Source organism: Caproiciproducens faecalis, assembly GCF_019448085.1.
Taxonomy (GTDB): domain Bacteria; phylum Bacillota; class Clostridia; order Oscillospirales; family Acutalibacteraceae; genus Caproiciproducens; species Caproiciproducens faecalis.
Genome location: NZ_JAGFNZ010000001.1, coordinates 866,905 through 881,604, shown reverse-complemented (window position 1 = coordinate 881,604; position 14,700 = coordinate 866,905). Strand labels below are relative to the sequence as shown.

13 protein-coding genes are annotated in these 14,700 nt (G+C 45.1%); 3 read left to right on the top strand and 10 right to left on the bottom strand.

The window, feature by feature from the left end:
* Window positions 1–69: 69 nt before the first annotated feature.
* The 4 genes from J5W02_RS04150 to J5W02_RS04135 are packed head-to-tail and all read right to left on the bottom strand — an operon-like array spanning window position 70 to window position 5,195.
* Window positions 70–1,458 carry an efflux RND transporter periplasmic adaptor subunit gene (locus tag J5W02_RS04150; RefSeq protein WP_219964360.1) on the bottom strand — a complete coding sequence of 463 codons (1,389 nt, stop codon included), beginning with the start codon at window positions 1,456–1,458 and terminating at the stop codon, window positions 70–72.
* A 5-nt stretch (window positions 1,459–1,463) separates the two neighbouring features.
* Entirely contained in the window at window positions 1,464–3,821 is a 2,358-nt protein-coding gene (locus J5W02_RS04145) for an ABC transporter permease (protein ID WP_219964359.1), read from the bottom strand.
* Window positions 3,815–4,519: an ABC transporter ATP-binding protein gene (locus J5W02_RS04140; RefSeq protein ID WP_304518468.1), complete on the bottom strand. Its 705-nt coding sequence runs from the start codon at window positions 4,517–4,519 to the stop codon at window positions 3,815–3,817. The genes J5W02_RS04145 and J5W02_RS04140 overlap by 7 nt, the downstream gene beginning before the upstream one ends.
* Before the next feature lie 34 nt (window positions 4,520–4,553).
* Window positions 4,554–5,195: a TetR/AcrR family transcriptional regulator gene (locus J5W02_RS04135; protein WP_219964358.1), complete on the bottom strand. Its 642-nt coding sequence runs from the start codon at window positions 5,193–5,195 to the stop codon at window positions 4,554–4,556.
* Between the two features lie 353 nt (window positions 5,196–5,548).
* Here J5W02_RS04135 and J5W02_RS04130 point away from each other — a divergent pair, with 353 nt between their 5' ends.
* From J5W02_RS04130 to J5W02_RS04120, 3 genes are all read left to right on the top strand, one after another.
* Window positions 5,549–6,067, top strand: a complete 519-nt coding sequence (locus J5W02_RS04130; protein ID WP_219964357.1) for a hypothetical protein — start codon at window positions 5,549–5,551, stop codon at window positions 6,065–6,067.
* Window positions 6,068–6,212: 145 nt separating this feature from the next.
* A complete protein-coding gene (locus tag J5W02_RS04125) occupies window positions 6,213–7,136 on the top strand; it encodes a DUF2935 domain-containing protein (RefSeq protein WP_219964356.1) in 924 nt (307 codons plus the stop codon).
* A 263-nt stretch (window positions 7,137–7,399) separates the two neighbouring features.
* The gene (locus J5W02_RS04120) at window positions 7,400–7,735 is read left to right on the top strand and encodes a hypothetical protein (RefSeq protein WP_219964355.1); all 336 of its coding nucleotides are present in this window, start codon (window positions 7,400–7,402) and stop codon (window positions 7,733–7,735) included.
* Window positions 7,736–7,785: 50 nt separating this feature from the next.
* On the opposite strand, the gene J5W02_RS04115 is transcribed toward J5W02_RS04120, so the two are convergent.
* The 6 genes from J5W02_RS04115 to rsmH all read right to left on the bottom strand — a co-directional run bounded on the left by J5W02_RS04115 (window position 7,786) and on the right by rsmH (window position 14,298).
* Window positions 7,786–9,270, bottom strand: a complete 1,485-nt coding sequence (locus tag J5W02_RS04115; RefSeq protein WP_219964354.1) for a C69 family dipeptidase — start codon at window positions 9,268–9,270, stop codon at window positions 7,786–7,788.
* A 258-nt stretch (window positions 9,271–9,528) separates the two neighbouring features.
* Window positions 9,529–10,056, bottom strand: coding sequence for a GNAT family N-acetyltransferase (locus J5W02_RS04110; protein WP_219964353.1), 528 nt, complete (start codon window positions 10,054–10,056; stop codon window positions 9,529–9,531).
* Window positions 10,057–10,211: 155 nt separating this feature from the next.
* Window positions 10,212–11,156, bottom strand: a complete 945-nt coding sequence (locus J5W02_RS04105; RefSeq protein ID WP_330659659.1) for an RluA family pseudouridine synthase — start codon at window positions 11,154–11,156, stop codon at window positions 10,212–10,214.
* Between the two features lie 87 nt (window positions 11,157–11,243).
* Complete coding sequence (locus tag J5W02_RS04100; RefSeq protein ID WP_219964352.1) at window positions 11,244–12,125, bottom strand: DegV family protein; 882 nt, start codon at window positions 12,123–12,125, stop codon at window positions 11,244–11,246.
* Window positions 12,126–12,293: 168 nt separating this feature from the next.
* Window positions 12,294–12,743: an NAD(+)--rifampin ADP-ribosyltransferase gene (gene arr / locus J5W02_RS14825; protein WP_330659674.1), complete on the bottom strand. Its 450-nt coding sequence runs from the start codon at window positions 12,741–12,743 to the stop codon at window positions 12,294–12,296.
* A gap of 505 nt (window positions 12,744–13,248) precedes the next feature.
* A complete protein-coding gene (rsmH, locus tag J5W02_RS04090; protein ID WP_219964350.1) occupies window positions 13,249–14,298 on the bottom strand; it encodes a 16S rRNA (cytosine(1402)-N(4))-methyltransferase RsmH in 1,050 nt (349 codons plus the stop codon).
* Window positions 14,299–14,700 lie beyond the last annotated feature (402 nt).

The window sequence follows — 14,700 nt, the reverse complement described above, 5'->3', positions numbered from 1 at the left end:
CTTTTAGAGTACCAAAAAAGGACTGCCGCAAATTGGCCGGTCAGCCTGAGGCCGCCGAACGCCGTGCGGTTATTCCGCGCGTTTGCCCTGAGCCAGGCCTTCGTTGTCGGCGTCGACGACCACCGCGTCACCCGCGGAAAGGCCCTTCTCAATGATGCTGCCGTCGCGGGTGTCCACTCCTTTTGTTACCTTCCTCACTGCCAGAATTCCGTCTTTCACAACCCAGACGCAGTCGCCTCCGTCCTTTTCAAATACGGCTGTTTTGGGTACGACCAAAGCGTTCTGCCGGGTGTACACGGTAAACCGGACGTCAATATCGTAGCCGATTTCCAGAGCATTTTCCTTTGGCTGGATAAGCGCCCTGATCTTACGCTCTTCCACGCCGAGGGAAGACGTCTTAACCTGCGCTTCCCCTTCTATTTGCAAGACCTGCCCTTTGATCGTTTTTTCTCCCATGCGTTTATCCAGCAGCAAATCCACCTGATCGCCCACCTTTACCCCGTCGATTTCCCTGACCGGAATAAAAGTCTCCACGACTGCTCCGGAGGAGATTTTGGCGACGGGCGCCTGCTGCTCCGCGATATTCTTGTCTTGAATCGGCAGGTCTGTGATGACGCCGGCCACCGGCGCGTAGATGGTCGCCCTGCCCTTTTTTTCCGTCATCTGTGAGATACTGAGCTTTGCCGCTTCGATCTGCGACTGATAATACTGCCGCATGCCGGAGGAATATCCTTTGTCCAGCAGCGCCGACGTGGATTCGATCTGGGTTTCCAGAGCGCTCTCCTGCGCCTGATACAGTTCCTCGGAAGGTTTTCCGCCCCGAAGCTGCTCCAAAACAAGCTGGCTCTGGTACAAGGTGCTTCTGGCCTGATTATATGCCTCTTTTGCGGTACGGATCGTCTCGTCGTCAAGATCGCGGACGTCTCTGTAATAATCGTGCGCCAGATCGGCGTTGCGCTGGTTCATGTCCACAACGTTTGCCTGTACCTGAATCTGCTTTTCAATGGAGTGAGTGGTGTCCCCGCTTTTGGCCATCTCGGCGCGCAGGGCAGTCAGTTGTCCCTTCAGCGTTTCCAGTGTTACGGCGGCGTTGTCATGCTCCTTCTGTTCCTGAAGCCCCAGATTCGCAATCTGGGCATTGTAGCCGCTGATGCTGCTCCGAAGCTGTTTAATCTGATAGGGATAGTCGGGATCGTATACCTCGGCGATGACGTCGCCTTTTTTCACCGTCTGGCCTTTTTTTACATGCACACCGAGGATTTCTCCAGAAACCAGAGGATACACGTCGTATTGGTTGTCATAAGCATAATCGCCCTGCTCGGTAAAAGTCAGCGTTGCCGTTTCCGGGTGGAGCACCTCCGTCTCCACCTTCAGCGGGGCCGTCTTATATAGGTAAGCGCCCACGCCTGCGGCAAGGACAACAAGCAGCAGAAGCACCAGTTTTACAATTTTTTTCAAGAGGCTTACTCCCTTTCCTTGAGAACTTCGACCATGTCGAATTTGGATATTCTCCTTCTTGCAAGACAGTTGGACAGTGCCACCGTCGCCGCGCAGAGGACCGCCGCCGAAAGATAACTTTCCGGAGAGGTATGGAGGGGCATGGTAAACAGATTGCTGTCAATCGTAGCCGCCATGGCCTGCTTAATCATCCGCGTAAGCAGGATGCCCAGGGGCAGCGCGCCAAGCGACAAAACCCAGTATTCAAAGCTGACCACTTTCCCTATTTCCTTCGGATGCATCCCGAGAACACGCATGGTAGCGTATTCCCTCTTCCGCTCGGAAAGAGAAATCGAAGCCGTATTTGTAATAATGGCGAAAGCAATAATCATCCCGATTCCCTGCATCATTTCCATCAGTATGGAATAGGTACTGAACATATCCGTATAGCTTGCCTTAGCCTCCTCCTGGTCGGTCATGGCGGCCACGTTTTTCATGTCCGTCAGCTCCGCTTTGATCGCCTGCGGATCTTTTGCGGACAACAGGATGCTGCTGACCGTCGGCGGAATATCCAGCGCGTTCCAAATGCCTTCAAGACTGACAAACGCGGAGGAACCGGAATTCGTGCGAACCACCCCCATGACCGGCAGCGGAATGTCCCTGTCGCCGGTATAGGGCGTGCGCACGGTGAGTACGTCCCCCCGTTTCGCCTGAAGCTTTTTGGCCAGAGTGCTGCTGAGCAGAATGCCCTCCTCCGGCGGTCTGCGGGTCTGCCCGCTGTCGACGTCATAAATCCGGTAAAGTCTGGCGTCGGCGGGAAGCGCGGTCAGCGAAACGGTTTCTTCCAGATGCTCCAAATGAAGTTCGGCCGGAAGCTCCAGAATCGCTTCCGCGCTGTCGACCCCTTTCAGGGCGTCCGCCGTCTCCAGCACGGAAGAGACTCCGGCGGGATTCTTCAGGGTGATTTTCAGATCGTAGACCTCCACCTTGGTGAACTGATCCAACATCAGTATTTTAAACATATCGCCGTAAGAGGCCATGAATGCGGTAATGGCAAAGGCAAAGGCCATGCCCAGCAGCACGAACGAGCTGCGGAATTTATTGCGGGTAATATTGCGCGCCGCCATGAACCCGTAGGAGGTCAGAAGCTTTCGGATAACCGGAAGCCGTACGAAAAGGTCGCTTTTTACTACCGGAGGCGACGGCGGACGCATGGCTTCTCCGGGCTCCAGCCTGAGCACGCCCCGGACCCCCACGAACGCGCCGACCAGCCCCGATAAAACGGCGATCAGCAGCCCCATCAGTATGTAAAATGGGTCGGGCGGAACCTGAATGGCAGGCAGGCTGAAATAGTCCAGATATAGTTTCGTCATTCCCCCGGTCATCAAAAGTCCCAGCAGCACGCCCGCAGCGCCGCCGACAGCCCCGGTAACCCCGCCGTAGGACAGATAGTGCAGGACGATGGCCGGATTGGAAAATCCAAAGGCTTTCAGCGTGCCGATCTGCACCCGCTCCTGCTCGATCATGCGTTTGAGCATGATGTATAAGATCATTACGGACATCACGATAAACACAGTCGGGATGCTGGTGCTCATGTTTCCAAGCTGGTCGATTTCCTGCTGCAGCATCGCGTGGCTCGGCTGGTCCTTCCTTGCGGTCAGAGAACGCAGGCCGTACGGTTCCAGCGCTTCACGCAGCGGGGCTTCCACTTGCCGGAAGGTCGCCCCTTTCTGCAGAAGGAACGACAGGCGGTTGGCAATCCCCTTGCCGTTGCCCAGAACTTCCAGATCAGCCTTCGGGACAAAGGCGAACCCAAACGCACGGTCGTCGGGAAGGAGCTGGCCCGTGTCCGGGATAACATAAACGTATTCCGGGCTCTGGGCAATGCCTGTAATTTGACGCTCAATTTCCCGTCCGTTCACAATCAGGCGGATGGTGTCCCCCACCGAAAGCCTGTTCGCGGCGGCAAAGGTTTGCCCGATCAGAAGGCCGCCGTTTTCCGGAACCGTTCCCTTTTCCAGAACAAAATTGTTCAGCCGTTCGGGCTCTTCGGGATCAAAGGAATTCAGCCTGAGCGTGACGATTTTGGTATCGCTCAGCCCCATCACCCTCGCGTCCAGCACAATGGAGGAGTCCATACGGGCAATTCCCTTGATATCCGATATGTTCTTTACGGCGCCGGCCGGGATGGCGTCCACCGAGGCGAACCCGTCCGCAAACCGCTGCGACGCGTAAAATTGTTTCTGTGCGGAGGAAAGATTGACATAAAGCAGCTGATAGGAAACATAAACCATAATCCCCATCGTCAGGAGAACGATACACGCAAGATAGGATTTCCGTCCCCGCCACACGCCGCGGACGGCCTGCTTCCAAAGTGTCACCATGCCACCTCCTCGGGAGCGATCGGGTTTGCATTGCTCCGGTCGCCGGCAATCCGGCCGTCCTTTACAATCAGGACTCTGTCGGCGACTTCGGCGATTCCGGAATTGTGCGTGATGATGACCACCGTCTTGCGGTAGGTTTCGTTAAAATCCTTCAGCAGATGAATCACCTGTATTCCGGTGGATACATCCAGCGCCCCGGTCGGCTCGTCGCAAAGCAGCATATCAGGGTTCTTGGCGATCGCGCGGGCAATCGCCACGCGCTGCTGCTGCCCGCCCGAAAGCTGCGACGGGAAATGCCCGCCGCGCTCCGCCATATCAATCTGAGCGAGCAGCTTGCGCGGGTCGATTGGATGCGCCGCCATCTCCGCGGCCAAGGTGATGTTTTCCAGCGCGGTGAGGTTCTGCATGAGATTATAAAATTGGAATACGAACCCGACGGCATTCCGGCGGTAATTCGTAAGCCGCTTCTGGTTGTATCCGCTGATATCCTGCCCGCGGTAAAGCACCTGCCCCGCTGTGGGGACGTCGATTCCTCCCGCAATGTTTAAAATCGTACTTTTCCCGGAACCGGATGGCCCGAGTATCACAACAAATTCGCCTTCGCCAATGGTAAAATCCACGCCCTGCAGCGCGTGTACGGTCACTTCGCCCATATGGTATTCCTTTGTCAGGCCCTTGACCTGCAAAATCGTATCCAAACTTAGGATTCCCCCTCCAAATCAGAGCATTTGCTCACATCGATTTCCCCTTATCGGTATAAATGCCGTTTTTTAAAATATATTCCATATCGTCAAGCATCCGATCGACAAGTTCCTCATGGATCGTTTCGGCATTCGTTGTTTTCAAATCATAAGCTAGATATAATCCCAAACTGATGAAGATGAAATTGAGCAAGCGCGGATTTACCTTCTCCGAAATCTCGCCCTGTCCGATCTCATGCTGGATAAAGGGCATGAAAACGGATTCGCTGAGTTTGGGATAGCAACCCATGATTTTCTGATACACCGGTTCCCCCTCCAACCGCATTAAATCCGCCCCGATGCGCAGCAGACCGGGATTTTCCATAAAATCCTGAAATATTTGATGGGAAACCGCCCTCAAAAAACCTGTGAGGGATAAATCCTCCAGCCGCCCTTTTTCCCTTTCGTAGATCGCAAGCTTTTTCCCGGCGATCATGGTGGTGATGATATAAAGATAAAGATCGTCCTTGTCTTCGAAATACTGGTAGAAACTGCCCTTCGCAATTCCGGCTTCCAGCACCATTCTGGAGATATTGGCGCCTTTATAGCCCTGCTCCGCAAATTCCTTTACGGCGACGTCCAATATTTTCTTCCGTTTCTCCGCAGGAAGATTGAAGAAAGTCTGCTTGGGCATCAAACCCCCCCTTTTTATTTATTAGCCATCGTGACTGCCCAGTCATATGACTCATGCGTCACATTGGCTTTATTATAGGACTATCTCGTCATCTTTTCAAGAGGAAAAATAAATAATTATTCCCTTGTACTGAACCGCACCAGAAGCGAAGGATCAGTGAATTCAGCACATGCCCCACAGTGCGGCCGAACGCGCAATCGGCATGGGGTGGAATCGGTCAAAGAAAAGGCCTTGAAACCCGGCATTTATGCGGATTCCAAGGCGATAACTTTTATTGTATTATGTGACGATTAAAACACTCAATTCATATTATGCAATAGCTGCCCCGCAATAAGTTGACTGGAGGAAACGAAGTGCAAAATCAAGCTAATTCGAATGAGGGTGCATCAGCAAATAGTTCTGGAATAATAAATCCTTCTATGAACATGCAGGCGATGGGCCCATCTTCTAACTATCTTCCACAAGGCATGCCAATGATGGAAAACATGGCAAATCAAATGGTATATCCTGAAATTTTCTATAAATTGCAACCATATATTATGCTTGTATGTGATCAAATGGATACGTTCAGCTCATTAATGCCTACTCAGGAAATGGTAGAACATATGACTGACAGCATTTATGACGATGTATGCCGAATGTATCCTGACATTGCCGAATATACACGTGAATATGAGAAAAGAGCAAAAGACGACCCGCCTGATCCGCCTGATCCGCCCGCAGGGTTTGGCCGCGGGTTTGGCCGCGGGTTTGGAATGTTTGAACGTGAACCTAGGTTTGGATTTGGTTTCAGGCGAAGAGGCTTGTTCAGAGATTTAATCGATATCCTGTTGCTCTCGGAATTAACCCGCAGGAGAAGAAGGTTCTATTAACATTATCTCTCGTAAAAAAAGCCATCCGTCTGGATGACTTTTTTGCATTATGCGTTCGCTTATTAACTCAATTCTGGGCATTACAAATTCTTGATGTATTCATATGATAACCTCAGACAATTCTAATAATAGAAGAAGGGTAATTATGTTATCAGTCGATCAATTTATAAAGCAGTCTCTAGCCTTGCATTTATTTTTTGCCAGGATTATGAAAGAGCATTCTTTCTTTCTCCAAATAGGATTTACACCTAAAGATTATAATTTAACTAACCAAGCCGATTCATTTAGAAAATCCTTCGACGCGTTACTTGCTACCGCGATAGAACTCTCAAACGGCGTTATAAGTCCTGAGGTGCTTCAATCTGGCGAAATCATAACTCCTTATACTCTAAAAGCAGAAATGGCATCCTCCTACTATACGGGTGTTCCATTACAAACTGATCTCACTCAGGCCGAAGCAGGCTTGGCCGGCAACAGCACGGCAAACAACTCCATCCTTGAGCAAAGAGTAAGTTACCTTAACAGTAATGCAATCAGATTAATAAATTCATTAATTCAGTTTAAATCTGTCATTTTGTCGAATGTTCTATCCTGCAATTTGTTTACTGTCAATTATCCATTACTGATTGACCATATCTTAAGAGAGGCAAAATTCTATCTGTCATTGGTGCAAAGGCTGCAAAACAGAGAAGATATCAATCTGGAAAAAGAAGCATATGAACAAGAGTCTTTTTGGAACCGAATTATGGCAGAACATTCAAAATTCATCCGGGGATTGCTTGATCCAACAGAAAACGATTTGATTGTTGCGGCTAATAATTTCGGCAATGAATTCGATCAGCTGACGAATCAAGCCATACAGGCGATGGACCGTACAATTCCGCTGAAAAAAGTTACAACGGAAAGCTTGGCTGCCACTGAAAAAATTCGAGATTTCAATACGGCAGGTACCCAGGGATTGCTTGGCTGCAAAATACGATCTATTATTATCCCATTATTAGGCGACCATGTCCTTCGTGAATCAAATCATTATCTGCGTTTGCTTAATATGTTTGAAAAAATAGTTTGATTTTGAAGGAATCACCTTAATGTCTGCTGCGAAAGCTGTATTCAAATTGAATAGTATAACTAATATTCTTTGGAAGCTGTCTACCTAATAAGATGTGGCAGCTTCCGTTTTTCAATGTATGTGTCCGACTTGGCTTGTTTCCGTACAGCGATTATTTGATTCACATACAGAAAGGGGCTATTTTTTAAAACCCACCCCAAAAAAGATCATACTGGTGGCGAATGTATATAACAGTAAAATCGATTTTGGAGGGAAACAGTCGAATGAAATATCAAGTTTTCCTTAGAGTTTATACAAAAGAAGGGCAATGGATTTCGGTTGGCGAAAAACACCCCATCGTTTGGACTGTTCGTGATCTTATTTCAGCATCCTGCGGATGGACAGTATTAAATCAGGAAAATATCGGTTCAGCAAAAGCATTTATTCCTTTATTGCAAAGAGGAATTATAGAACTTACTCATCATGAGAGTGACTACTCCAATTTTGAAGCGATGCATGGGCTTGGCACGCTGAAAGACACATTGGAATTTTACCGCGATTTATTAAATGATTGTATAGATCATCCATTCTGTGAGCTTTATGGGGTTGTAACCGCTTGACCATTTTAATATATGCCAGATTTCTCGTTGTTCCCGGCCGGTTCGTTCGATCAAGCGTCCGATCTGGAAAAAGCGTTCTTCATTTGGCTGCTCAGTTCAAATAAAATCTTGTCCAAGGTATTGGCAGTTTCTTTTTTCAGCATGTCAGCGATTTCCTGATTAGCCTGTTCCCGAAGGACAGCGCGATTTTCCGTATTCGCTTCCAGCCGGAGCTTCTCATCATATTGGTTAATCAGTGCATGTCCCTTGGACTGTACAGCAAGCTGATATCGCTCAATATGAAATACTGACTTACCGTATGATGCGTCCGCCATAGCGGCAATCATGCGGCTGGACCAGTAAAAATTGTCGGTTGAAATTTCCTTTGTTGTATTGGCAAGGTAGTCCGGTGTTACGGACACATTGGCATAAAAGGGCACCAGCACATTGAAGGCGTTGGATGCAAATGCGATCCACTCCACCGTGCAGAACTCCTCTGGGACGTCCGGGCGCATCTGGATCAAAGCCATAAAGTCGTTTCGGTTGATGCCGATCGGGCGGAAGATGCCTTTCATGGTTGGATCACCGTGGCCTTCATATGGATCATATGGCGTTCCCTGATAATGAGAGGACAGCGCGTATTTTACATCCTCCGGTGTGATCTTCTTCTCCGGCACCATGCACCAGGGCAGATCATCGGAACGCGGCGTGAAATCTGCATTCGGGCCGTCCCATGCTTTGGTGCGGGGGTTAAAATACCGCAGCATAAACCAAGCACGCGGCGTATTGTAAACGTGATCCGCATCATCGTGACTTCCAAAAGCGTCTCTCGGATTAAAGTCTCCGTTTAGCGAAAGATCTAAATGGTTCTTCTCAATGAACTCCTGCATATCTGCTGAGCACATATAGTTTTTCTTTTCGGTAAGTGCATCATCCAGATCAAACCGGTCAAGTCCCAGCTGGTTCGGCATTACGACATAAACGTCATCCGGCACCTTTCTGGCAATCCAGTGATGGCCGCCGATGGTCTCCAGCCACCAGATTTCGTTGACATCCTGAAAGGCAATGCCGTTCATTTCATAGGTACCGTATTTTTCCAACAGGCCACCCAGCCTCTCAACACCTTCCCGAGCACTGTGAACGTAAGGAAGAACAATATAAACGATATCCTCCTCGCCGATACCGCCGGCAATTTCAGGCTGCCCGTCCTTTGCCGGATGATATTCGACCAGCGGATCCGCCCCCAGCACTCTGGAATTGGAAGTAATGGTTTCCGTGGCCGTCATGCCGACATTTGCCTCATTCACACCACTGGCGGCCCAGATGCCCACGCCTTCTACGGCATTCGGAACTGCCGTAAACCGCATGGGATTTTGGGGCAGTTCGATTGCCACATGGGAAAGCACGGATTTGTAGATTGCGGACTGCTTCTCAGGATGGATCGTTACGAATTTCTTGGGGGTAAAATGGCCGGAACCGGAATCATCGTTTCGTGCGATCATGGTAGAACCGTCATAGGATGCGTTTTTTCCGACCAGAATAGTTGTACAAGCCATAAGTATGTCCTTCGCTATTATAAAGTAGTAGTGTTTAGAGCCCCTCTCCAAGGGCCATATGTGTCATGCTCTTTTAGAATCATGATGATCTGTTTCTCGCTGAACCGTTTGTTCATGTTAATTATTCTACACTTCTATTGTATCATATTATGACAAATTTTTCTATCGGCTCATCTTTGGGGAACCTTTTGGGCTGTAAAACTGTATTCCATTTTCATTCTTGGTCAGAACGTTTCACTCAATATAATCCAATTTATCTCATATTAATTTTTCATATAGTTTAAACCAGTCCAATCCGTAGTTACCGAGTCCTAAATCAACAGTATCAATATATTTAAAACCTCGTTTTTCATATAACTCTATGGCAGGTCTATTTCCTTCATATACATCTAACCTAATTGATTTAACTTGTGACTTAATGCCGTGTTCGTCAGCAAAGTCCATTAGTCCCTTGCCTACACCACATTTCATAAACTTCGGATGAACAACAAATGTATGTATAACAAAAACATCTGAATAATCAGTCTCAAATCCCCATTTAGCATTATAATACGCTGGTTCAGGTTCATGATTTAAAATAATACTGCCAATGATTTTACCATTATGCTTTGCCACATAAAGAGTTCCGCTTTTGACTCCATCAATTGCAGTTTCTCTTATAGGATATATCCCCTTTATCCATCCAGGATAATTGATTCCTTTTGCCAAGTAATCATTCAAATCATCGTAAAGCTGTTCTAATTCATCAATATCCTTTGCTTGCCCCAATTCAATAGTAGTTTCCATATGTACCCCCTAAACATTAAACGAAGTTCGTATTTTCATTTCAGAATTATAGCTTTTGGGCTTTCATTACTCTGACCAAAATTTATCATACTTTTACATTCAATATTCGGTATACTGTGGAATGTTACAGGGCAAGTACGACACAAAAGGAAAGGTCAACCATTCTGAATATTATTTGAACCTGATTTCACAAAAAGGGAAGTAAAGCTTTTGGGGAACTGCGTTTCAAAGCACATGACTTTATCAGAAAAAGGATGCTTAAACTCTAATTTATATGCGTGCAAGCCCAAACGCTTCAATGGGTTTGTTTTTGCCCCATACTTTTTATCTCCCACGACATTATGCCCTATATCTTTCATATGCACACGAATCTGGTTTTTACGGCCCGTTTCTAGATTAATATTCAGCAAAGAGTATTCTGCAGTTTCATTTAAGACTTGATAATCGGTTATGGCCTCCAAACCATCACCGACGCGCGGGCTTGAATACACAAGAAATGTTTTTGTCTCTTTAAGCCAAGATTGAATTCTACCGGATTTTTCTTTTAGCTGTCCTTCTACAACCGCCACATAACCTCGTTCAGACACTAAATCCGCCCAGTTATCCTGTAGAGCCAGTTTCATCCTCTCATTTTTTGCAACCATCAATACACCGGAAGTATCACGATCGAGTCGGTGTACTGCAAAAATACGGTTTCTTGGGTCGTTCATCCGCACATAATCCGTCAATAAATGATATGCTGTAAGTTCCTTTTCTTGGTCAGAAGCGATTGACAGCAACCCAGCCGGTTTATTAATTACAATGATATCATTGTCTTCATATAGAATATCCAATACACTTTTCGGCTTTTTCCATTCAGTGACTGATCGATGTATTTGTATTTTTTGTCCTTTGTGCAGTACAGTATCGTACTGAGTAATCACAGCTCCATTCACTAAAACTTCTCCGTGTGTCAGCAAAGATTTTACATGATTTCTGGATTTATTAGATAACTTGAGCAATAGAAAATCCAACAACCGACATGGCTCGGATACCACAAATTCCAAATCAGGTTTTGAAACAATTTCGTGCCGCTCAAAGATTCGTTTTTGTCTGTTCACAAATTTCTCCTTTTATTCGATGCTTTTCTTATCTGATCCGGATATTATTCTGGCCTACTACCAAGTTCAGAAAGTATAATTTTGTATCTAGATCAGTGGATTCTCTACGAAGCCGATTCCTATCGCGCCGGGTCCTGAATGTGCTCCTACGATAATCCCTAGATCACTTTTAAATATTTGACCAGTATAATTGGTTAATTCTCCTAGATAATTGATGATATAGCTCGCATCTTCCTGACATTCCGCATTTTGAATAATGATGATCATTTTATTAATATCAATCATTCTTGAAACCGCTACATCGACCATAGTTTTAAGTGAATTTTTCCTTCCTCTTACTGCTTTGATAGGACGAACAACGCCATCCACAAATTCACATACTGGTTTAATATCGATTAGTTTTCCAAGAAAAACAGTCGCTCCTCCGATTCTACCTCCGGATTTCATGTATTTTAAGCTATTAACTGCAAAAAGTGTGCTTACGCTCGTTACCATCTTAGATATCGTCTCAACAATATCTACAAAATCTCTGCCACTGGCAATCATTTTGGCTATTCCAATTTCCAAAGCAGCCTGCCCGCAAGCACAAGTGTTTGAACTAATCACTTTCATTTGGATATCCGTGTTTTTTTCTTCAAATATTTGCTTTGCTAAAATAGCAGTTTGAAAGCTTGAAGATAGTTTAGAAGAAATCGTCGTAACAATATAGTTTTTAATGCCCCTTGCATACTGCTCCTCAAACACGGTCAACCAATCATAAATATTTGGAGCAGATGTTTTTGGAATCTCATTGGGATATTGTTCCATATGATTATAAAACTCGGTTATTTTATAATCAACATTTTCGCGGTAGTAATTCGGTTTATCAAATTTAAAATAGAATGGAATCTCGCTGATGTTGTTCTCTTCAATAAATTTTCGTGGCAGATTTCCTGAAGAGTCAACTATTTGACATATTGTTTTTCTCATTTACTCGTCTCCATTCTCTTCTTCTATCTTTCATAAAAGTTGCTTCATCTCTCAAATATTAATTTATTGCCTTGTTACTTAGATCGGGAATTCGTTTACTTTTATCTGCTCTACTATGAAGTTCAGGGAGTTCAAATTATACTCATAATCTACCCATTTGAAATATGCTCAGTTAATAATTCCCCCCTTGCTTTTTGCTAAATTTTCGCGCCATTCGCGTCGTTCCGTAGTTGTCGGTTTCGCCCACTCTGTTTCTTCACCAATAATTCTTAAAGGTGCTTGTGAGCGATAAGAGCGTGTTAAATTACCCGGGAATTTTTTGTCGGTAACATTTGGGTCGTTTTCAAATTCGCCTATTGGTTTTACTATATAAACGCGTTCTTTTCCTTCGCCTTTCGCTAATGCTGCTGCAAGACCTGCCCCATTGACATTAGCAGTGAAATAAATGTGGTTCATTTTGAGCTCAGGTTTATAATTTGAAATTCCACCAGCTATCAGTAGATCACCGACCTGCAAATCTGCCTTTGTTCCATGATAAAATGGGCCTTCATCAGAAGGCGCACCGTTATATAAATTTGCCGATTCATAATTTCTTAATGCATTATCAGAATCACCCAATTCATCATAACATTTTGCAATGTGTAAATATAACGTTGAGTATGCACTCTTAACATTATCGTCATTTATATTTAGCGCACACTGTAAAGATGCTTCAATCCATTTCAATTTGTCTGCAATGATTTTTTGTTGACGAGCTAAATGATAAGCTGCAATAAATCTTTCGTAGTCGTCTGTTGCTTCGTGCCATGCTTTATAAAACATCGTTGTTGCATCTTCAATGTTCCCACTATCCTCAAGGCTCATCCCACTCATACAAAGTCTAATAACGGCATTATTGGGATCAAATTTTATATTCATCTAATCTTACCTCCGAATTTATGAAACCACATTAGTACCCCGTTCATGGAAACATGTTACCTGCATATTCTTTTCGTAGCTTCCTATTTTAGCCATTTATTAATACAATGACATAAAATTTCCAGTTTGCCATTCTTATACTCTCAAGATCATTATGCGAAGTGTAAGGGAAGGGGAGACGACACATTCTATAAAACCACCCAGGTTACACTTTGATTGCCCATCTCATTTTTGTTGAATGGGCACGGCTGTTCCTGTTACATTCTTCTGCCGACGGTCGTATTACCTCGGTTGCGATTTTGCTGTAAACACCCTCTTGAAATAGCATTTTAAATGATTTTTTGACCAATCTGTCTTCACCTGAATGAAAAGTCAGCACGGCAACCCGTCCGTTTTTCGAAAGAGCATTGGGAAGCTTTTCTAAAAACGTATATAGCACTTCAAATTCGCTGTTCACATCAATTCTAAGTGCTTGAAATACCCTTTGGCTTGACTTTTTTACCGTTTCATCTCTTTCAGCTGCCGGAATAAATCGAAGCGCCTCTTTGATGATTTCGTGAAGCTTCGTCGTCGTAGATATATCAGTACCGCTTCTTAGCTTTGAAATAATCGCTTTGGATATTTCTTTTGCGTAAGGCTCATCTGCATTTTCGATTAGCATGCCTTCTAATTCCTCTTGGGTCAACTCTTTTAAGCGTTGAGCCCCAGTAACGCCCTTTTCAGGATTCATTCTCAAATCTAATGGACCGTTCTTTTTAAAAGAAAACCCTCTCTCAGGATTATCAATTTGCATGGAAGATACGCCTAAATCCGCCAATATAAAATCAAACTTGCCCGCCTCGGCAACGACTTGATCAATATCTGCAAAATTAAGATGCTTAATTGTTAAGATATCCGGCCCATAACCCATTTTTTCTAAGCGTTCTCTGGTTTTGGCTATTTCAATTGGGTCTATATCCAAAGCATAAATATGCCCTTTATTCTCTAAGCGTTTGAGCATCGCTGACGTATGTCCACCATACCCCAATGTTGCATCCAACCCGATTTCGCCCGGTTTAATTGCTAAAAAATTCAATATTTCCTCAACCATGATGGAAATATGCATTCCGGCAGGCGTATTCCCCTTTTGAATTATTTTCTCAACTGTTTCTGTGTATTTTTCAGGTTGCAGTTCCTTATATTTTTCATTGAAATTTCTCGGATGTGTTCCTTTGTATCGAACACGCCTTTTATGCTGTTGTTCTTGGTTTTCCATGAAACATTTGCTCCTATCCTGTTAATGATGCCCTGCTTTTCTTTAGCAACATCGATCAAGAATTCCACTGCTCACTAAATATATATTGAACGTCGCATTATCTCTAAGATCTGTTGCTATGTTAACTTGCTCATTATTCCGCTTATATGTAGTAGTATCGCTTTTATGAATCGAAATTAATAAACCAACTGCGAAGTTCTGAGAGAAGAGGAACAGCACATTGTGCTCATTTTGTGCCGTTCGGTTTTAGTTTGCTGAAACCTTGCAGATATATAAATTAATAATAGCACTAATTTCGTCAAACTCAATACAAATATCCCCATATATAAAAAATCCTCATCGGTCTACTTAGCTGAGAGGGTCTGGACTTGCCTCGCCGCCGTCGCCGATGTACTGAACTTC

Bases quoted from the DNA above. Each gene is read 5' to 3' on its own strand.
- J5W02_RS04120 (WP_219964355.1), top strand. From the start codon at position 7,400: ATGAAATATCAAGTTTTCCTTAGAGTTTATACAAAAGAAGGGCAATGG.
- J5W02_RS04115 (WP_219964354.1), bottom strand. From the start codon at position 9,270: ATGGCTTGTACAACTATTCTGGTCGGAAAAAACGCATCCTATGACGGT.
- J5W02_RS04125 (WP_219964356.1), top strand. From the start codon at position 6,213: ATGTTATCAGTCGATCAATTTATAAAGCAGTCTCTAGCCTTGCATTTA.
- rsmH (WP_219964350.1), bottom strand. From the start codon at position 14,298: ATGGAAAACCAAGAACAACAGCATAAAAGGCGTGTTCGATACAAAGGA.
- J5W02_RS04110 (WP_219964353.1), bottom strand. From the start codon at position 10,056: ATGGAAACTACTATTGAATTGGGGCAAGCAAAGGATATTGATGAATTA.
- J5W02_RS04145 (WP_219964359.1), bottom strand. From the start codon at position 3,821: ATGGTGACACTTTGGAAGCAGGCCGTCCGCGGCGTGTGGCGGGGACGG.
- J5W02_RS04100 (WP_219964352.1), bottom strand. From the start codon at position 12,125: ATGAGAAAAACAATATGTCAAATAGTTGACTCTTCAGGAAATCTGCCA.
- J5W02_RS04135 (WP_219964358.1), bottom strand. From the start codon at position 5,195: ATGCCCAAGCAGACTTTCTTCAATCTTCCTGCGGAGAAACGGAAGAAA.